Annotated in this window: 15 protein-coding genes, 1 pseudogene and 1 riboswitch; of the genes and pseudogenes, 3 read left to right on the top strand and 13 right to left on the bottom strand. The window is 53.7% G+C overall.

The annotated features are described in order from the left end of the window. Positions 1 to 120 precede the first annotated feature (120 nt). The 8 genes and pseudogenes from DWX59_RS10600 to DWX59_RS29605 all read right to left on the bottom strand — a co-directional run bounded on the left by DWX59_RS10600 (position 121) and on the right by DWX59_RS29605 (position 9,902). Complete coding sequence (locus DWX59_RS10600; protein ID WP_165642188.1) at positions 121 to 1,746, bottom strand: WG repeat-containing protein; 1,626 nt, start codon at positions 1,744 to 1,746, stop codon at positions 121 to 123. A 207-nt stretch (positions 1,747 to 1,953) separates the two neighbouring features. Further along, a complete protein-coding gene (locus DWX59_RS10595) occupies positions 1,954 to 3,132 on the bottom strand; it encodes a glycoside hydrolase family 88 protein (protein ID WP_117558835.1) in 1,179 nt (392 codons plus the stop codon). A gap of 41 nt (positions 3,133 to 3,173) precedes the next feature. After that, positions 3,174 to 5,414 (bottom strand): alginate lyase family protein, encoded by a 2,241-nt coding sequence (locus DWX59_RS10590; RefSeq protein ID WP_235845003.1) that lies wholly within the window; start codon positions 5,412 to 5,414, stop codon positions 3,174 to 3,176. Positions 5,415 to 5,419: 5 nt separating this feature from the next. Further along, a pseudogene (locus DWX59_RS10585) lies at positions 5,420 to 6,247 on the bottom strand (carbohydrate ABC transporter permease). 11 nt (positions 6,248 to 6,258) lie between these two features. Continuing rightward, entirely contained in the window at positions 6,259 to 7,152 is an 894-nt protein-coding gene (locus DWX59_RS10580) for a carbohydrate ABC transporter permease (RefSeq protein ID WP_177316040.1), read from the bottom strand. Positions 7,153 to 7,612: 460 nt separating this feature from the next. After that, positions 7,613 to 8,908: a TRAP transporter large permease gene (locus tag DWX59_RS10575; protein ID WP_117558832.1), complete on the bottom strand. Its 1,296-nt coding sequence runs from the start codon at positions 8,906 to 8,908 to the stop codon at positions 7,613 to 7,615. Positions 8,909 to 8,912: 4 nt separating this feature from the next. Next, positions 8,913 to 9,434 (bottom strand): TRAP transporter small permease, encoded by a 522-nt coding sequence (locus DWX59_RS10570; RefSeq protein WP_117558830.1) that lies wholly within the window; start codon positions 9,432 to 9,434, stop codon positions 8,913 to 8,915. A 336-nt stretch (positions 9,435 to 9,770) separates the two neighbouring features. Beyond that, positions 9,771 to 9,902, bottom strand: a complete 132-nt coding sequence (locus tag DWX59_RS29605; protein WP_268878105.1) for a hypothetical protein — start codon at positions 9,900 to 9,902, stop codon at positions 9,771 to 9,773. Here DWX59_RS29605 and DWX59_RS10565 point away from each other — a divergent pair. Further along, complete coding sequence (locus DWX59_RS10565; RefSeq protein ID WP_235845017.1) at positions 9,856 to 11,358, top strand: putative polysaccharide biosynthesis protein; 1,503 nt, start codon at positions 9,856 to 9,858, stop codon at positions 11,356 to 11,358. The genes DWX59_RS29605 and DWX59_RS10565 overlap by 47 nt on opposite strands. 75 nt (positions 11,359 to 11,433) lie before the next feature. On the opposite strand, the gene DWX59_RS10560 is transcribed toward DWX59_RS10565, so the two are convergent. Next, on the bottom strand, positions 11,434 to 12,249 hold the full coding sequence (locus DWX59_RS10560; protein ID WP_117558826.1) for a Cof-type HAD-IIB family hydrolase: 816 nt from the start codon (positions 12,247 to 12,249) through the stop codon (positions 11,434 to 11,436). A 191-nt stretch (positions 12,250 to 12,440) separates the two neighbouring features. Between DWX59_RS10560 and DWX59_RS10555 the strand changes: the two genes are divergently transcribed. Further along, positions 12,441 to 13,811, top strand: a complete 1,371-nt coding sequence (locus DWX59_RS10555) for an MATE family efflux transporter (protein ID WP_117558824.1) — start codon at positions 12,441 to 12,443, stop codon at positions 13,809 to 13,811. Between the two features lie 65 nt (positions 13,812 to 13,876). On the opposite strand, the gene DWX59_RS10550 is transcribed toward DWX59_RS10555, so the two are convergent. The 4 genes from DWX59_RS10550 to DWX59_RS10535 form a co-directional block, all read right to left on the bottom strand. Further along, positions 13,877 to 15,094 carry an NAD(P)-dependent oxidoreductase gene (locus DWX59_RS10550; RefSeq protein WP_117558823.1) on the bottom strand — a complete coding sequence of 406 codons (1,218 nt, stop codon included), beginning with the start codon at positions 15,092 to 15,094 and terminating at the stop codon, positions 13,877 to 13,879. A gap of 303 nt (positions 15,095 to 15,397) precedes the next feature. Next, positions 15,398 to 15,964: a folate family ECF transporter S component gene (locus DWX59_RS10545; RefSeq protein WP_117558821.1), complete on the bottom strand. Its 567-nt coding sequence runs from the start codon at positions 15,962 to 15,964 to the stop codon at positions 15,398 to 15,400. Positions 15,965 to 16,119: 155 nt separating this feature from the next. Then, positions 16,120 to 16,224, bottom strand: a riboswitch (THF riboswitch). 92 nt (positions 16,225 to 16,316) lie between these two features. Beyond that, positions 16,317 to 17,342 carry an MBL fold metallo-hydrolase gene (locus DWX59_RS10540; protein WP_117558819.1) on the bottom strand — a complete coding sequence of 342 codons (1,026 nt, stop codon included), beginning with the start codon at positions 17,340 to 17,342 and terminating at the stop codon, positions 16,317 to 16,319. Positions 17,343 to 17,362: 20 nt separating this feature from the next. Continuing rightward, entirely contained in the window at positions 17,363 to 17,911 is a 549-nt protein-coding gene (locus tag DWX59_RS10535; RefSeq protein ID WP_117558817.1) for a phosphatase PAP2 family protein, read from the bottom strand. A 239-nt stretch (positions 17,912 to 18,150) separates the two neighbouring features. Here DWX59_RS10535 and DWX59_RS10530 point away from each other — a divergent pair, with 239 nt between their 5' ends. Then, positions 18,151 to 19,173, top strand: a complete 1,023-nt coding sequence (locus tag DWX59_RS10530; protein WP_117559286.1) for a PTS sugar transporter subunit IIC — start codon at positions 18,151 to 18,153, stop codon at positions 19,171 to 19,173. Positions 19,174 to 19,194: the final 21 nt, after the last annotated feature.

Raw genomic sequence — 19,194 nt, 5'->3', positions numbered from 1 at the left:
TCTACGCTTCCTACTATATCATAGTATTCCTACAATTTCAATAGGAATACTTGTATTTTGTCTGGTACTGTTATTATATGCAAAGCAATGACAATATCCACCCAATGCCTGATATCCGCATCACCCAGGGCCGTCCTCATCCGCCACGCAGAACAGTCCGTATCCGTCCTCATGCTTATAGCAGAACACCACTGGTTTCCCAAAACACCCTGTATAGGTGTAGGATATGTCCCTGGCAGGAAGTATATACACCTCATATCCGTCTCCCGGGCTTGCCAGCCTCCTGCCGTCATTGCCATAAAACCCCATGACCTGCCATCCCTTTTCATACCAGCCCGTAAAGGAACTGTCCGCTTTTTTTACATGGACATTCACATCCGGCAGAAGGGGCACCTCTATCATCCCCCCGTCAATGTCCCGCTGAAGGTAGAAATGACTCATCCGCCTGTCCTTATCCCCATCCGGGTCATCGTAAACAGCAGGGACCGCAAGCCTGCCCTTTTGGTCCATGTATCCGGTCTTTCCCCCCAGTTCCACCTTTGCATAACCTCCGTTAAAATCATAGGCGTAATCATATATAGGGGGAGCAATTTCATTTCCCTTTGCATCCACGAACCCGAAACAGCCATCCTTCATGACGGTAATGGTCCCATCCTCCCCCAGCGCGCCCGCCCAGTCATATTGGATTGGTATCCGCACGTTTCCGTTGGTGTCAATCAGGCCGTATCTGCCATCCAGGATGACCACTGCCAGACCATTCAGGAAATTGCACGCAAAATCATAGGACAGCCCAATGACCTCACGGCCGTTCCTGTCCACGTATCCCCATTTCCCGTCCTTTGAAACCGCTCCGCGGCCATAGCAGAATAAAAACGCGTCATCGTATGAAAAGGGTACTATCTCCCTTCCCTCCAGGTCAATGTAACCGCATCTGCCATCCAGACAGGCTGCGGCCGTCCGGCCGCTGATACTTCCAATCCAGTCATAGACCGGCTTTGTCACTTCCCTGCCAAGCGGGTCCATCAGGGCATATCCCGCCCCTGTGCTGACACTGTAATACCCTTCTGAAAGATTGCTTATGGATTGGTATTGATAAGGGACCTGGGTTCCTTCCCTGTAATTGGCGAATCCGTATATGGTCCTGTAATCCCCTTTTCCCCTGCCTGTCCTTACATTGGTGCCGGTCAGCGCAATGCCGTCATTACCGGTAAACAGGTGCATATGCTCAATGGGCACGGCAATGCCGCCGCTTTTGTCAATCACGCCTCTTTTACCGTCCAGCCGGACCGCGGCGTATCCGTCTTCAAAAGGAGATACCTGGTCATAAATCACAGGGATGATTTCTCGTCCGGCCGTATCAATGAAGCCATATTTCCCATCCTTCCTGACATCTGCCAGCCCATCTCTGAACTGGCCGGCATTTTCATATTGTATGTCCGTGACAGGGTTTCCGTCGAAATCAGCGTATCCATACAGTCCGTCCCGCTCCAGTATCACCAATCCGCCTGAATATGCCACCGGATTGTCAGTCAGTACCGGGTCCGTGATTATATGGAAACGCGGGTCATGGTCCTTGTAAATGTAGATTTCCCCTTGTGGTGTTCCCTGGTATTCCCCATATCGGCGCCCTGACCCAACAGCAGGACGGCTGCTGTCATCATAAGTACCGGATGAAACTAATATACCTGCCGCGGCAATCAGTTCCAATCCCGCAAGCATAACAAATACAAACAGAAGTTTTTTCATCTGCCTGTCCCCCTGTCCCCAAACATGACAAATACAATTAGTGCCGGACGGCACTAGGAGCATACACCGCGCAGCCCCCCTGACCGCAGACAATGTACACTCCTATGATAAACCTAATATATCCTGCCGGTCAAGACCGCAGATGCTGAAAAACAGTGCCGCCCGTCCCCTTAAGCCAGATGGCAGGAATGAATTTCCAAACATGCCCTAATACCAGTATGGCTCCCAATCCTTTGTCAGCCTTACCAGGGCTTCCATATAAAAGTAATCCCCCCATGTGCTGCATTCATCCACGCCACGGTCACAACAGGGATTGCCTGCGCTGTCCCTGGCATATGTGCCGTGGAGCAGCAGGCCGTTGGACTCTTCCCTGCTTTTTACCGCGCATCTGTCACAGAGGGCCTTTACCAGGCGTTTAGCCATATCCGCATAATAGGACGCCTCCTGCCCTTCCATGTATTTTGCCATCTCAAGCATTCCACAGGCAGCTATGGCCGAGGAAGAGGAATCCCTTGGCTCCCCGCTGGGGTCGTCAAAGTCAAAATCCCAGTATGGAATCAGGTCCAGGGGCAGGTGCTCCAGGAAATAATCCGTCACATCCCGGAACATTTCCATATATCTAGGGTCGTGGCCCGCGCGGTAGCTGAGGGCGCATCCGTAAATCCCCCATGCCTGTCCCCGGCTCCAGGCAGAACCGTCCCGGTTGCCCTGATGGGTCACGCCCCTTAAGGGCTTGCCTGTATCTGGGTCAAAGAAATACGTATGATAGGTGGAACGGTCCGGGCGGATGATGCAGCCCACGGCCGTGCGTATATGGGCGATTGCCTTTTCCCTATAAACCGCGTTCCCGGTGACCTCACTGGCCCAGAATAACAGCGGCATGTTCAGCAGGCAGTCAATGATCAGGCGGTAATTGTCCCTGGCCCCCAGTTCCCCCCATGCCTGGAAGAACTGCCCTTTTTCCTGAAAACGTCCCAGCAGGTTATCTGCGGCCATCAGGGCTGCCTTTTTCGCTGCCCCGCTGCCGGTCAGCCGGTAGGCCGCCACACAGGACGGGGTATATAAAAAACCCATATCGTGATTATCCGTATCGATTCTTCGTTCAATCCTGTCCAGGAAGGATTCCACGTGCACGGCCCCGGCTTTCCTGAACGCCTCCTCCCCGGTCATTTCATAGGCCAGCCATATTTCCCCGGTCCAGAATCCCGTGGTCCATTCCCGGTTATCACCTGGCTGGTAAAACCCGCCCTGGCTGTTGGAATATGGAAAGCAGACCGTAAACTGCCCCAGGTTCCCCCTCACCAGGTCCACTGCCCTTAAAAGATACCCCTGGGCCTCCTGTCTGCTTATGGTCTTATATGTCAGTAAACTGGATTTTGTCTGCATAATCGCTCCTCATCATGATCCTTATATCTGCCGTTTGCGCCCTACCACTGAAGCACGGTCATCCGCAGACCGGTTCCTGTCTTTCCGGGGATATCCCTTCCCCCGTCCTGTCCTTTGCATGCCGCTTCATCCAAGGCCATCACCCGCCCCAGGCCGTAACAGCCGCCAGCGCCGATGTATTCGCTGTCAGTCCCTGTCTCCCTGTGGTTGATGACCACCAGCCAGGAATGCCCTCCTTCCAGGATGTGGACCGCCTCCGCCTCCTGGTCCCCCAGCTGCCGCCCGGTAACCGGGGCAATGACAGGCACGCGCCGGATGCTGCACCGTTCCTCATCTTTCCCGCCGTAACCTGCAATGACGGTCACCATGGACGTAAACAGGCTTCCCTCCCTGGAAACGCTGACACAGGGCCCCTGTTCCAGCTGGTTATAATGGAAGGAAACCGGGGTTTCCTCAAGCTCCAGGGCTGCCCCGGGGGTGAGCACGGTAAACCCGGCCTCTGCAGCCGTTCCATGATAAAAGAAGGTATTTCCCTTAATTTCCGTGGTCCCTGCCGGGTTCAGATGGAAGATCTGGCTGCACACATGGCTTCCCTGTCCATAGAACCCGTCCACAACCACATGGATCCTGGTACCGATGGAAATAATCCTGCGGTTCACCAGAACACCGGCGCCCAGGTATCCCAGATGGGTTCCCTGAAGGAAGGTAAATTCCCCTTTCCTGCACCACTGCTGTCCTGCTGCGCAGGCCGTCCCCTTTACCCCCCAGGAGCCGGTGCACTTTGTGTACTCCTGCCAGTCCACCACCGGGACATTATGGGCGCAGGCGGATTTGAAATGGCGGCGCAGGCTGCCGTCCACATACGTATATCTGCCGGAATCAATCAGCACATCCTCCCCGTGGATGGACAGGTCTATGTGAAGCTTGTCAAAATGCCCGTGTCCGCCTCCCAGGGAACCGCATTTAAAATGCAGGTAGTCGCTGTCCCTGCGCCAGCCGGAGCGCAGGCACCAGTTGCCGCTGTGTACCATGGAGGAAAAGAGCTGCTCCGGCTCCCTGGACTTCATGCTTTCATATTCCATGGCAGCCTCCGGCCCCAGTTCCCACACGCTTTCAAAGTCCAGGCGTTCATATCCGGCATACCGCAGATATCTGTCCTTTAGCAGGAATGCGGCCGGTGTGAACACATCCCTTAAATCCGTCCTGTCACTGTCCCCATTACAGGGCTGGGTATGGTCCGGTTTCACCCAGGCCAGGTCCGCGTAGGCCATGGCCCGTGCCTTGTCTTTCAGGATGTCCGGGACGCAGATGCCGTGGCGGCGCGCCAGGCGCAGCACCTCCAGGACACAGTGCAGGACCTCGTTGTGGTACATGGGCGACTGTTCCCACTGGACCCCGTCATCCATGATCTGGATGGACAATTCACGCGTCAGGCGGCTCAGGGCCTCCTCCACGTAGAGGGCGGCTTCCCTGGGGCCGGCTTCCCTGCCAGGATGTTGGGGCCGGACGGACGGTTCCGCCTGCCCGGGATGTCCCGCCTGCCCAGTCTCCCCTAAAAGGGCGGTCCCGATGCAGAACAGCCCATGGCTCTCCAGCACTCCCCAGTTGCTCTTGTCACTGAACGGAACCTGGTGGTTCATGAGATAGCTGCCATGGTCCCTCAGCCCCTTCCTGAACACGGCCTTTACCTCATCTGTCACGGTCCGGCTGTCCTTAAAGTATTCCATGGCCTTCACCCAGTTCTCTCCCCGGATTCCAGCCTCAATGCTGCGCCATGTGGTCTGTTTTGTCTCTTCTGTGATGGGATTCCCAGCCACCCAGGATACCAACTGGCTGACAAAGCATTTTGCGTACCGTTCATCTCCTGTCATGGCATAGGCCTGGCCCAGACAGATCCAGTAACGGTGGCGGTTAAACTGGTAGATAAACTCCGGGTCCCCGTCCGGCATGTGCTGCCAGTCAATCCCTTCCCGGTCCCCGCCAAATTCCACTGCCTTCACGGTCTGCTCCATGTCCCAGGGCAGGTCAAACACAAACCTCTGCTCCGTTGCGTCATCTGCAATCCGCAGGATATGGGCGCATTCCCCGGGCCAGTAATTCCTGCAGTACTCAGTGCACCATTTCCAATCATCGGAAATCTTTTCGTCCAAGGCCGCCTTTTCATCCGCGGCCATCCTTTCACCTATGGCTGCCCTCTCGTGCGCGGCCATCCTTTCACCCATGGCTATCCTCTCATCCGCGGCCATCCTTTCACCCATGGTCATCCTCTCATTCCTTTCCATATCCATCAGCCCTTAACGCCTCCAGCCGTGATTCCTTCCACAAACCATTTCTGGCAGATCATGAAAACAGCAAGGACCGGAATCAGGGAACACACCGAAGCAGCCATGATAAGCGCATAGTCCGCGCCGTACTGGGAGATGAACATCCGGATGCCCAGCTGGATGGTTTTCAATCTGGTGCTGTTTAAATAAATCAACGGTCCCATAAAGTCATTCCATATAGTTACAAATATAAAGATGACCAGGGTTGCAATACCCGTTTTCACCAGGGGCAGGGCAACCTATGCGAAGATGCCGTACTCGGAAAGCCCGTCAATCCTGGCAGCCTCCAGCAGCTCATTGGGAACGCCGATCATGAACTGCCGGATCAGGAACACGCCGAACCCGGAAAATGCCTGCATCAGTATAAGGCCCAGATGGGAGTCCGTAAGGCCCATCCTGGAAATCAGCGCAAACTGAGTCACCATATATGCCTGCCACGGCACTGCAAAGGTGGTCACGGATACCAGGAACAGGAAATCCCTTCCCCTGAATTCCACCTTGGAAAAACCGTAGGCAGCAAAGCAGCTGGTTAATACCTGTAAAAGCGTTGTGAGCACCGCAATCTTGAACGTGTTCTTAAAAAAGGTAAGCAGCGGGATCTTATCCCAGATTGTCTGGTAATTGACCCACTGGAACTCTTTTGGGAACAGCTTCATGGGAATACTGAATACCTCGTTGCTGGTTTTGACCGAAGCCAGAAGCATCCAGAAAAAAGGGACGACCACCAGGACTGCAAGTACGGTCAGCAGTGTATAGATTAAAACCTTGCTATGTATTGTTCTTGTCTCCATCTTCCTGCCTCCTATACGTAATCCGTAAACTTCTTCTCACCCTGGAACTGGACCAGGGTCACCACCAGCACAATGGCAAAAAGCACCAGGGGGCTGGCGCTGGCATATCCGAACTTGAAGTCCACAAAGGCCGCGTTGTAGATATGGTTCACCAGCACGTTGGTGGAACGTCCCGGACCGCCGCCTGTCATGACGTAAATCAGGTCAAATACCTTGAAGCACTGGATGGTCATCATGATGATGACAAAGAAGGTGGTGGGCTTAAGCATGGGGATGGTGATATAGCGGAATTTCTTAAAGCCGGTGGCCCCGTCAATGCCGGCAGCTTCGTACAGGTCCTGGGAAATGCCCTGAAGGGCGGCCAGGTACACCACCATGTAATACCCCATATACTTCCACACGCTGACAATGATGATGACGGTCATGGCCCAGTCCGTGGACGCGCACCACTTGGGCGGATTGGCAATGCCGATGAACTTGAGGAATTCATTAACCGGGCCGAACTCAGGCTGGAACAGCATGTTCCAGACAGCGCCCACCGCCACCAGGGAGGCGACATAGGGAAAGAAGAACGCGGTGCGGTAAACCACGATTCCCTTAATCTTGGAATTCAGCAGCACCGCAATGAGAAGGGCCGCCACCATGGTAAGGGGTACGGTAAAGACCGCATAAAAGAGGGTATTGCTGACTGAAATCCGAAAGCCGCTGTCCCTGAACAGCTTCATGAAATTCTTAAGCCCAACAAACTCCATGGGCGCGCTGGAACCGTCCCATTTCATCACGCACAATACAAAGGTCAGAATTACCGGAACAAATATAAAGATAAAATATCCGATAAAATTCGGAAGTATGAAAGAGTAGCCAATGGCATTCCTCTTCAATGCTTTTTTCTGTTTTCCTGTCATTTTTATCACCATATCCCTTATCAAACACGCTTAACATTTATTTTAATGCACAAAAAGAGCGTCCAACCTCCGCCGGCACGTCAGCGCGCGCCGCGCCCTGGTACTGCTTCCAGCAGTGCAATCCCAGGGCGTGTTAGAATAATCAGACGCTCTTTGTTTTTATCCCGTGGATCTTAGTCTTCCCTTGCTTCCTGGGCCCTCTGGTTCATGTTGGCAATACCGGTATCCACATCTTCCTCGCCAATCATGAATGGCAATGACGCAGATGATGAAGAAATTGTACCGTATCAGCCGCGAACGCAGCGTTTTTCCCCATATGAGCTCCTTCATGCATACCTCCCCGGACAGCTGTCCCGCTGCCATTATCTCCCATCTATTATATCATGCCCCCGGCCTCTTGCAAATAACGGAAAAAGAGCTGCCCGTTACAGGCAGCTCCTCCGGTATCAGTAAAGCAGCATTACTGTGCCAGGACCTGGGGAAGCCAAAGGCTGATGGCCGGCACAAAGGTTATGAGCAGCAGGGTGATGATCATGCACAGGTAAAATGGCAGCGTCGCCTTCACCACCCGCTCCATGGGCACCTTGGAGACCGCGGAGCCAATGAAGAGCACGGCGCCCACCGGAGGTGTCAGCAGTCCGATGCCGCAGTTTAACACAACCATGATGCCGAACTGGACCGGGTCAAGTCCGATGGAGGTGGCAATGGGCAGCAGGATTGGTGTGGCAATCAGGATGATGGGGGCCATATCCATGATGCAGCCCAGAATCAGAAGTATCAGGTTCAGGAGCAGCGCCAGGACAATGGGGTTGTTTGTAAATCCAGTGATGGCGTTTGCAGCCATCACCGGTACATGGAGTCGGGTCAGGCAGTAACCGAAGATACTGGAGGTGGCAATCAGAATCAGCACGATTGAGAGGGTGTCCACGCAGTCCCCCATGACCCTCCACACGCCCTTCCAGTCAAGTCCCCGGTAGATGAACACGCTGACCACCAGGCTGTAGATGACCGCGATGGCAGCTGACTCAGTGGCGGTGAAAACACCGCCCACCACGCCAACCACCACGATCAGCACGGCCGCCAGGGCCCAGAAGGACACGCTCAGCTGTTTTAAAAGGTTCTTTATGCTGAACCGGTCGCCCTTTGGGTAGCTGCGTTTCACGGAAATGATATAGGAACCAATCATCAGGGAAACAGCCAGCAGCGCGCCCGGTATGTATCCTGCCAGGAACAGGCTTCCCACGGAAACGCCTCCGGCCGTGGTTGCATAGATGACCATATTGTGGCTGGGAGGCACCAGAAGCCCCTCACAGGAGGAGGTGATGGTGACCGCGGTCGAAAAGTCATCGTCATAGCCCTGTTCCACCATCATGGGAATCAGGATGGAGCCAATGGAAGCCGTGTCCGCCGCAGCGGAGCCGGAAATCCCTCCAAAAAAATACGATGCAACAATATTCACCATGGCCATGCCGCCCCGCATCCATCCGACACAGGCATTGGCCAGGGCGATGAGTTTCTCAGAAATGCCTCCTGAGCCCATGAGACAGCCCATTACAATGAAGAACGGCACTGCCATCAGGCTGAAGGAACTGATTCCCTTTACCATCTGCTGGCAGATGGTGGCCAGGGGCAGTCCCTGGTAAAGCAGGCAGAACACGGAGGAAAGAGCCACCGCATATGCTATGGGGAACCTCAGTAAAATCATGGCAAAAAAACTTGCAAGCAAAACCAGGATTGCAGTATTCCCAGCGTCCATATATTTATTCCCCCTCCCTGATGCAGATTGCTTTTATGTGGTTATACAGGGCTTCCAGTTCAAATATCAGCATTGCCACGCCTGCCAGGGGAACCGGGAAATACATCCAGAACCTGGACAGCCAGGGCATGCTCACGTAAAAGCCCTTGGAGCCAATTCCTTTTGCATACTTCCAGCCCACGGTAATCATGATGACTGCAAGGGCAAGCACGGCGGCGTCCGAGAGGATATCCAGGGCCCGCACCACCTGCTTTGGCAGATAGGTGTCAAAGGCAGTCATGCGGATATGGGCATTCCTCCGGATGGCCAGGGCGGCTGACAGCACTGCCATATAGGCCATGCAGGTTAATACAACCTCCTCACTCCAGGCCGGATCCGGGATAAACGGAATGTAACGTCCCGCAACCGCCATACAGGTAATGAGGATATCCACGGTGAGGAGCAGTTTGCACAGGAACATGACCAATGCATAGGTCCTGTCATATACAGGTTTGATCTTGTCAATGGTTTGAAACAGAGATGACATGGCACTCTCCCTTCTTTTGATGATGGCATTAAGAAACCTGACCGCAGCGAGCTCTTACTGACTAGGTCATTATAAAAATATTATAAAGGAGGCAGCGGGACTCTCCTACCGTAAGTTTTTGCGAATTTTAGTAAAATTTTATCTTTTTTATATATTATGCACAAAAAATATACCCGTTAAGAAATCTTAACAGGCTAATTTTTACAATATTTTAACATTTCTTTTATATTCTCTTAACAGCCTGTCATGCCCTTTTGCGGCTGTCCTTATACTTTCTTAATGCATCCGGAAGGGGATTCCATACAGTCATAAAATACGCTTCCTCCCAATATACTTTTAATAATTCCCATTTCCCGGAGTTCTCATGAAGGAGTCCTTAACACCATCTTCAAACATATCCAAACGCCTCTCCCCACGGAAGCTGGCATTTATTACAGGAACACTGCTCCTCACCTCAACGGGGTTCATATGCCGTATCCTGGGGTTCTTTTACCGCATATTCATGTCCCGGACCATTGGCGCGGAGGGGCTGGGTATTTATAATATGGTACATCCCATATTCAGCATCTGCTTTGCGGTGTGCGCCGGATCCATCCAGACCGCGCTGTCCCAGTATGTGGCTGCCAACCAGTCCCGGGGCAAGGCCGTATTCAAGACAGGCCTGGGCATTGCCATGGGCATGTCATTCCTCCTGGCCTGGGGCATTTACGGCAACGCCGGTTTCCTGGCTGAAAAGTTCCTGCTGGAGCCAAGGTGCGCCCCCTACCTGCCCGTGATGGCAGTGTCCGTGCCCTTTGCAGCCCTCCACGCCTGCATCAACGGCTATTATTATGGCATGCAGAAGGCCAGGGTACCTGCGTTCTCCCAGGTGGCGGAACAGGTCATCCGCATGGGGGCCGTGTTCCTTATGGCCGGCGTGTGGCTGGACTCAGGACGTGAAATCACGGTCAGCCTTGCGGTGTACGGCCATTTAATCGGTGAAATGGCCTCGGCTGCATTTACCGTGTTCTGCCTTGGTTTTTTCCCGCCCGCCGGAATGGAGGGTAATAAGATAAGGAAGGCAATCCCCCTCTCCTTCCGTGAAACAGCCGCCCCCCTGATGGCCCTGGCCCTTCCCCTGATGGGCAACCGCCTGATACTCAATGTCCTTGGCAGCGCCGAGGCAATCTGGATTCCCAACAAGCTGATGAGCTTCGGCCTTACCAATTCAGAGGCCCTGTCCATATACGGCGTGCTCACCAGCATGGCACTGCCGTTCATCCTGTTCCCCTCTGCCATTACCAATTCCATGGCCGTCCTGCTGCTTCCCACGGTTGCCCAGGCCCAGGCCGACGGCAACGAGGGCCGCATCTCCTCCATGATTTCCATGTCCCTGCGCTACAGCTGCTACATGGGCGTACTGTGCATCGGCATCTTCACCATATTCGGCAGCCAGCTGGGCGTGGGCGTGTTCCATGACCAGAATGCAGGCACCTTCATCACCATCCTGTCCTGGCTGTGCCCATTCATGTACCTGGCCACCACCATGGGAAGCATCTTAAACGGACTTGGGAAAACCTCGGTCACATTTTTCCAGAATGTCTGGGCCATGGTCATACGGCTGGCTTTTGTGCTTTTTGCCATTCCAAGGTTTGGGATACAAGGTTATCTCTGGGGAATGCTGGCCAGCGAACTGGCCCTGGCGCTGATGAGTTTCCTGGCAGTGAAACGGCAGGTCCCTTTCCGCTGGGACACGGCCAACATGATTGTGAAGCCGGTCATCCTGCTTCTCATATCCATCGGGATGTACCTGGCATTTTCCTGTGTGGCAACCTCCCTTGACAGCCTGCCGCTCTTTGTCCGGACCGCGGTGAATATCCTGTTCCTATGCTTGTGCTATATGGGGCTGCTTCTGTTGTTCCATAAAAGGAAACCTCTTCCGTAAGGGAAATACCTTCCGTAAGAGTAATCCCTTCCGTAAAAGTAGTCCCTTCCACAAAAGAAAAGGGGGAGTGAACCCTCACTCCCTCTCCAATGGACTGTTTTGCATTGATAACAGGTAATCAACTGCCTGGGCCAGACCGCCTTCGGACACACTGCCAGTGACATGGTCCGCGGCCTCAATGGCCTTTCTGGTCCCATTCCCCATGGCAATGCCGATGCCAGCGTATGCAAGCATGGACACATCGTTATTGCCGTCCCCAATGGCTGCCATTTCCTCAGGCTTAATCCCATACCGGGCAATCACTTCCCGGATGCCTGAGCATTTGCCGCCGCCCTTGGGGGTTAAATCCACGCCTTCCCCGTCATGCCACACCGTGTATCCACATTCCGGCAGGCAGGCTGCCAGCCGGACGGCTTCCTTCTCATTGAGATAGGGGATTACCTGGTATATATCATGTTCCAGGGCCTGCCCCGGATCCCCCAGCGGCGGAATCCGGGTGCCGATTCCATCCTGCACCCGGATTACACGCTCATCCACAAAGTTCAGGTACCAGTTTTCTGCTTCCATGAACAGGCAGGGAAACGGTGTCTCTTCCAGTATCTTAAGGAGGATGGCAATCTGGCTGCGGGGGATGGGGTTCTTATAGATGACCGGACGGCCAGGGGTTCCTTCATAGCAATACTGGCCGTTGAGGGTAATATATGCATCAAATTCCAGTCCATCCAGCAGATCCTCCGAATCCACCTCCAGGAAATGGCGGCCCGTTGCAATGAACAGCCGTATCCCCGCTTTCCTTGCCCTGTCAAGGGCATGTCTGGTATCATCCGAAATCCCCTTTTGATTAAATCCCCTCAGTGTGCCGTCTATGTCAAAAAATATCGCCTTAACCATGTCCTGTCCTTCCTTCCTGCCCCGTTTTTCCTAAAAATACGCCCTCCTGTCACAAAGGCTGTTACCATTATAGCAGTATGGAAACATTTGCGGAAGTACCGTTATTGACTTTCTTCGGGTTTGGATATATATTTATTAAACGGCTGTTTTTAGACATCCGGATTTTTACAGATGGAAAGGATTGAATTTTTATGGGTTCCTCAGAAGAAGCAAAAGAAATAGACCTGGGTTCAGGAAGCGTGGGCAGACTGCTGTTTAAGCTGGCCGTTCCCGCCATCACTGCCCAGATCATCAATGTTTTATATAACATGGTGGACCGTATGTACATCGGCCATCTGCCCGGCGTGGGCGCCAGCGCCCTGACCGGCGTGGGCGTTACATTTCCAATCATCATGGCCATCTCAGCCTTTGCCGCCCTGGTAAGTATGGGCGGCGCGCCAAGGGCGTCCATCATGCTTGGGAAAGGCAGGAAGGAGGAAGCTGAGAATATCCTGGGCAACTGTACCACCGCACTGATTGCAGTGGCCCTTGTGCTCACTGTGTTTTTCCTTACCTTTGGCAGGAAAATCCTGCTGATGTTCGGCGCCAGCGGCAACACCATTGAATACGGCTGGGCCTACATGCAGATTTATTCCCTGGGAACCATCTTTGTGCAGCTGGCCCTTGGGCTTAACGCATTCATCAATGCCCAGGGATATGCAAAGACAGGCATGCTTACCGTGCTCATCGGCGCTGTCTTAAACATCATCCTGGACCCGATCCTGATGTTCGGGTTCCACATGGGGGTACGTGGCGCGGCTCTGGCAACCATTATCTCCCAGGGCGTTTCTGCCGCATGGGTGGTGCTGTTCCTTGTGTCCGGCAAAAGCTACCTGAAGATACGCCCCTCCTATATGAGGCCGAGGGCAGATATCCTGATGCCGGCCATTGCACTGGGCGCGTCTCCCTTTGTGATGCAGTTCACGGAAAGCATCCTGAACATCTGCTTTAACACCTCGCTGTTAAAATACGGCGGGGACGTGGCCGTGGGCGCCATGACCATCATGGGAAGCGTGATGCAGTTCTCCCTCCTTCCCCTCCAGGGCCTGACCCAGGGCGCCCAGCCCATCATCAGCTTTAACTACGGCGCAAAGAAGATTGACCGGGTCAGCCGCACCTTCTGGATCCTGCTGGTCACATGCATGTGCTACTCCACCGGGTTATGGGCTGTCAGCATGTTCGCACCGGGCGTGTTCATCTCCATCTTTACAAAGGACGCTGCCCTGACCGCCTTTTGCACCTGGTCCATCCATGTCTATATGGCGGCCGCCCTGCTCTTCGGCGCCCAGCTGGCCTGCCAGCAGACCTTCATTGCCCTGGGCGACAGCAGGACCTCCCTGTTTTTGGCGCTGCTCAGAAAGGTCATCCTGCTGATCCCGCTTATCTATGTGCTGCCCGGGCTTCTTGAAAACAAGGTGTTTGCTGTTTTCCTGGCAGAACCCATTGCAGATACCATTGCGGTCTGTACCACGGTTGTGTTGTTCATCATTTCCTTCCGGAAGCTTAAGAGGACCATGGGATAGGTTTATCCAAGGCCCTGTGCCCTCCTTCGTTCCGGGCATGACAGGAAACCACTGTTTCCGGACCATTATTTATCCTTCATATATTCATCCATGGCGTCCGCCACAACCTTTGAATATGCCACTGCCTCCACCACGGTCTTGGCGCCCAGGACCACGTCGCCGGAGGCAAATATCCCTTCCACCGTTGTGGCGCCATTCTCCGAGGTCTGGAGCAGGCCGTTCCTGGTGGCCTTCAGGCCGTCCGTTGTGTTGACCAGCTTGCTCTTTGGTCCCTGGCTGATGGAAATCACAACCGAATCAGCATGCACCTGCTGCATGTCCTCTGAATACCCGGTGATATTGCCCTCCTCATCATAAAGCACATCCTGGAACACTGGCCCGTGGTCATTGATTTCCACAATCCCCTTGCAGAATTCAAACTTTGCCCCGTCAAGCATTGCGTACTGCGTCTCATGAAGGCTGGCGTCAGAGTGCCTGCCCCTGGCATACAGCGTCACATGGCGGGAACCTTTCCGGATCACGGTGCGGGCCACATCCATGGCGGAATTGCCCACGCCGATGATTGCCACCCGGTCCCCTAAATCGTACGCGTCCGGATTGGCCAGGTAATCAATGGCAAAATGGACATTGCCCAGGGACTCCCCTTTAACCCCAAGTGTCTTTGGACGCCACACTCCTGTTCCGATGAAAATGCTCTTATACCCATCGCGGAACAGGTCCTTAATCTCCAGGGCGCCGCCAATGGTGGTGTTGGGCCTTATCTTAATGCCAATGGACAGAAGCATTTTCTTATAACGGTCCAGGATGGACTTGGGAAGCCTGAATTCCGGTATGCCGTACTGGAGCACGCCGCCAATCTTGTCCCTGGAATCAAATATGGTCACGCTGTAGCCGCGTTGGGTCAGCAGGATCGCAATGGTGATGCCTGCGGGACCGGCGCCGATAACAGCCACCTTCTTTCCGTTCTTCTGCGCGCAGTCTATCTTAATCCTCTCCAGGCAAGTATCCGATATATAGTTCTCAATGCTGCTCACATGAACCGGCTGCCCTTTCCTTCCCAGGACGCAGTGCCCTTCGCACTGGCGCTCATGGTTGCACACAAGGGAACACACAAGGGACATGGGATTATTGGCAAACAGCATGGCCCCCGCATCCTCAAGGCCGCCTTCCTTAAGGGCCCTGATCATGGCCGGGATTGGCGTATGGATGGGGCATCCCTGCTGGCACATTGGTTTTTTACATTGAAGGCATCTGTTTGCTTCGTCAATTACATGGACTGCCATGGTATGTTTCCTCCTTATTTTGAAACACGGTCATCTGTTTTCTCTTCATTCCGTTTTTTGCAGACCAATCATAGCACGGCCTTGTGGCCGCTGCAAGAGCGGCGGTGTACTTTTTGCAGAACAGCCTGACGCAAAATTAACGGTATCACGTGAAATTTCCCATGATATCCCAGCCGCTGCCCACAGCCCTGCCCTGGACATTCATGCAGAAAAATGCCTCTGGCAGACCATTTGGCAGGCCCGCCCGAGGCATTTTCCCTTTCCTTTATATTGTTAAATTTTTCATCCGTTCCTAAAATTTTTTTATATGGCTGCCCTGCTCCTGCCCAGAATGCGGAACACACCGGTCACTTCCAGTATCTTTGCCACATGATAGAATATCAGGGAATCAATGGGCCACATGACCAGGTTCCTCATAATACGGGGTATCAGCATTGCCAGGAAGGCCTTCCCGTATAACAGGGACAGAGCCCATGTGTTTAAAAACAGGTTGCAGACAACGGCAACCACCAGCTGGATTGCCAGCACACGCCAGAGGCTGATGGGCTTTTTGTAAAATGCGCACCCATACAGCAGCCCCTTTAACACCACGATCAGGGTCAGGGCCGGCATGAAGGGTCCCATGGGTTTTACCAGGTACTTGAGGATATCCAGGGCGCCGGCAAACACGCCTCCGGCCACAGGGCCGAACAGATAGGCGGCCAGCATGTTGGGGATTCCGGCAAATCCAATCCTGACCGTATCTGTTATGTAGATGGTCAGGGAGCCCAGGATTACCCCGATGGCTGCCAGCATGGCGCAGACCGTGATGGTCCTCACCTGCTTCAGTTCCCGGAAAGAGCTTGTGAATGTTTCAGTCAATCGTTTCATGGCAATTACCTCCTTTGCAGATTTCTCGTACTACAGACGGAGAGTATGCCAGGTATTGCCTTGGCCGCCGCCTGCGGGCGGCACGTCCATGGAAGGCATAAAAAGCGGCCCTGCACGGAAAATCCGCGCAGTCAGGCCGCTCCATCATCTCTGTATGCAGCGGGATGCGGCTTATGTACCGCAGGAAACCAAAGGTTCCTTTCGTCCAGCTGACAACTCCCTGTTCAGCCGGCACTTAACGCACATATGCCTACTCTGCTTTTCAATATTTTATTATGCCGGTTTCACACGGCACTTACTATACTATACACCATATGGTGAAATATGCAAGCATTTTTTGAACAATGGAACGCTACGGGGACTCCCAGTAGAAAATCCCATCCTCCTTGGAGCGGATGGCAAAATCCGTGTCATACAGGTACTCCAGGCAGGAAAATGTCTTGCTGATCACCATCTTAAGCTTTATGAACTCCGCCTCATCCTTTGGTATGGCCTCCATACCGTAAGCCAGGCACGCCACCTCCTTGGTGGTCATCCTGTGATGGCCATGGTCCAGGATATGCTTAATCAGGTCCGTCTTGTCAAGATAGGCAAACACAATCCGGTTCACCACCCGCTTCACATCCGCCACCGGCAGTTTGTGGGCCGGCAGCACCAGGCAGTCCGCATATTCATGCTTAAAATGCTCCAGCGACTCAAAATACCCCATCAGCAGATGTTCATCCGGGTAGGTGGTCCCCACAATGGGGACAATCCCGTCAATCACCTGGTCCGCACAGAACAGGATCCTGCGGTTCTTTTCATAAAGCCCCAGCTGCCCGAAGGTATGCCCCTTTAACGGCACTGCCTCAAAATCATATCCCCCATAGGAAAGGATCTGCCCTGCCTTCACAGGCGTATAGGAAAATCCCGGGATCTCAAATTCCCAGCCCTTGTGCTCAATGACCCGGCGGTTCACTTCCATGAACATGTTCCAGACCTCGGGCGTACCTTCCTCCGTAACACCCACGGCCCTCAGTACCTCGGGCTGGTCCTCTTTGGAACCATGGCTGTGGTTATAATACAGGCAGTCATAGCAGTGCCTGTCTTCCTGGGGATTCATGAACAGCCTGGCCCCCCGCTCCGCGTACACGCTGGCCAGCCCGCAGTGGTCATGGTGCTTATGGGTCAGGAAAATATCCAGTTCATCATACGTAATCCCAAGGCTGCCCATGGCTTCTTCCATGGTTTCCAGGCACTGCCTTTTCCTGAAACCTGCGTCCACCATCAGGCTGCGCTCCCCTTCCCTTCCGGGAATCAGGAAGATTTTTATCTCATCAATGCTTTTCTGATTGCTGTGAAGCACCACTTCATAGATACCTGGTGCGCGTTCCAACATAACTGCCACCTGTCTTTCTGTCACGATTTTTCTGTCATTGTTCCCGGGTCCTGTTTCCTGCGGCGCCTTTTTGCCGTCCTGGCCACGCACCAGGCAATCACGGTCCCAAGCACTGCTCCTGCCAGCACATCCGTGGGGAAATGTACAAACAGATATAATCTGGAAAATGCAATCAGCACAGCCAGCATCAGGGCCGGTATGCCCCACTTCCTGTTAAACATGAAAATACTGACCGCCCCTTCAAATCCCACCATGGAGTGACCGGATGGAAATGAGAAATCCCGCGGGACCTGGACCAGCAGTCCTACCGACGGATCCAGCCAGCAGGGGCGCTGTCTGGCCACCATGTTCTTAAGAGCCACATTCCCCAAAAGGAAACCGATACCGATGGATATGAGCATACAACCGCCCATCATCCTGGTCCTTGGGACCGCAAAAAGCACGGCGGCCAGCAGCAGCCAGAAAATCCCATGGTCCCCCAGCGTGGTGATGAAGGTCATAAGCCCATCAACCAGCGGGGTGTGCAGCTCCTGCAGTAAATATAAAAAACGGAATTCGATTTTGTCCACCTCTCTCTAACCGCTGAAGCTCATGCATTGCAGTTCTAAAAATAATGTCCCCTGTTCGTACCATTATATCCCACCGTCTATAAATTTGCAATATGTTAATATTTTCACAAACAGGCGCGTTCCAATCGAAAAAACTTGCATTTTTATCAAACTGTGATAAAATCCCTAACTAAAGCATGGTTGAAAAACACAATGGTATCCGTGTTTTCCGAAACCGCTAAAAGAGGGAGCGTATGAGTATGAAATCAACAAGTATCAAGGAGTTTCTGAAACGAAAAAATGTAAACATCACCGTGCAGACCTACCTGATTGATGCGCTGGGAGCCATGGCCTTCGGCCTTTTTGCGTCCCTGCTCATCGGAACCATCTTCGGCACACTGGGCCAGCAGTTCGGCATTGAGATCTTCAATGTGATTGCGGACTATGCCAAAAGCGCCACCGGCGCTGCCCTTGGGATTGCCATTGCCCATGCGTTAAAGGCGCCGCAGCTGGTCCTGTTCTCCGCTGCCACCGTGGGAATCGCAGGCAACGCCCTGGGCGGGCCCGTAGGCGCCCTGGTGGCCACCATCGTGGCAGCGGAACTTGGCAAGATTGTATCCAAGGAAACCCGTCTGGACATCATCGTGACTCCCGGCGTCACCATTATCTCCGGCGTGCTCATCGCCCAGTTCGTAGGCCCCGGGGTGGCCGGATTCATGGACTGGTTCGGCAACCTGGTCAAGACTGCCACGGAAATGCAGCCCTTTATCATGGGTATCCTGGTTTCAGCCCTTATCGGCATTGCCCTCACCCTCCCCATCAGCAGCGCGGCCATCTGCATCGCCCTTTCCCTGGACGGGCTTGCAGGGGGGGCTGCCACGGCAGGCTGCTGCGCGCAGATGATCGGTTTTGCAGTCATGAGCTACCGTGAGAATAAAATCGGGGGCCTGATGGCCCAGGGGCTTGGCACCAGCATGCTTCAGATGGGCAACATCGTCTTAAACCCACGTATCTGGATCCCGCCCACACTGGCGTCCATGATAACCGGCCCCATTGCCACCATGGTCTTCCGGCTCCAGAACATCCCGGCCGGTTCAGGCATGGGAACCTGCGGCCTGGTGGGACCCATCGGCATCTATACCGCCATGGGCGGCGGTTCCGGCATGTGGCTTGGAATCCTCATGGTGTGCTTTGTGCTTCCGGCGGTTCTTACTTTTATCTTTGGTGAGGTTTTAAGGAAGATGGGATGGATTAAAGAAGGGGATCTGAAGCTGGACCTTTAAAAACCGGAACCATTGCCGTCT

Source organism: Enterocloster aldenensis, from assembly GCF_003434055.1.
GTDB classification, from domain to species: domain Bacteria; phylum Bacillota; class Clostridia; order Lachnospirales; family Lachnospiraceae; genus Enterocloster; species Enterocloster aldenensis.
The sequence above is the reverse complement of the archived record's forward strand: the minus strand, read 5'-3'. Positions and strand labels throughout refer to the sequence as shown.

Excerpts from the sequence above, each read along its gene's own strand:
- DWX59_RS10600 (WP_165642188.1), bottom strand. The coding sequence starts at position 1,746 with ATGAAAAAACTTCTGTTTGTATTTGTTATGCTTGCGGGATTGGAACTG.
- DWX59_RS10595 (WP_117558835.1), bottom strand. The coding sequence starts at position 3,132 with ATGCAGACAAAATCCAGTTTACTGACATATAAGACCATAAGCAGACAG.
- DWX59_RS10590 (WP_235845003.1), bottom strand. The coding sequence starts at position 5,414 with ATGGAAAGGAATGAGAGGATGACCATGGGTGAAAGGATGGCCGCGGAT.
- DWX59_RS10580 (WP_177316040.1), bottom strand. The coding sequence starts at position 7,152 with ATGACAGGAAAACAGAAAAAAGCATTGAAGAGGAATGCCATTGGCTAC.
- DWX59_RS10575 (WP_117558832.1), bottom strand. The coding sequence starts at position 8,908 with ATGGACGCTGGGAATACTGCAATCCTGGTTTTGCTTGCAAGTTTTTTT.
- DWX59_RS10570 (WP_117558830.1), bottom strand. The coding sequence starts at position 9,434 with ATGTCATCTCTGTTTCAAACCATTGACAAGATCAAACCTGTATATGAC.
- DWX59_RS29605 (WP_268878105.1), bottom strand. The coding sequence starts at position 9,902 with ATGAACCCCGTTGAGGTGAGGAGCAGTGTTCCTGTAATAAATGCCAGC.
- DWX59_RS10560 (WP_117558826.1), bottom strand. The coding sequence starts at position 12,249 with ATGGTTAAGGCGATATTTTTTGACATAGACGGCACACTGAGGGGATTT.
- DWX59_RS10555 (WP_117558824.1), top strand. The coding sequence starts at position 12,441 with ATGGGTTCCTCAGAAGAAGCAAAAGAAATAGACCTGGGTTCAGGAAGC.
- DWX59_RS10550 (WP_117558823.1), bottom strand. The coding sequence starts at position 15,094 with ATGGCAGTCCATGTAATTGACGAAGCAAACAGATGCCTTCAATGTAAA.
- DWX59_RS10545 (WP_117558821.1), bottom strand. The coding sequence starts at position 15,964 with ATGAAACGATTGACTGAAACATTCACAAGCTCTTTCCGGGAACTGAAG.
- DWX59_RS10540 (WP_117558819.1), bottom strand. The coding sequence starts at position 17,342 with ATGTTGGAACGCGCACCAGGTATCTATGAAGTGGTGCTTCACAGCAAT.
- DWX59_RS10530 (WP_117559286.1), top strand. The coding sequence starts at position 18,151 with ATGAAATCAACAAGTATCAAGGAGTTTCTGAAACGAAAAAATGTAAAC.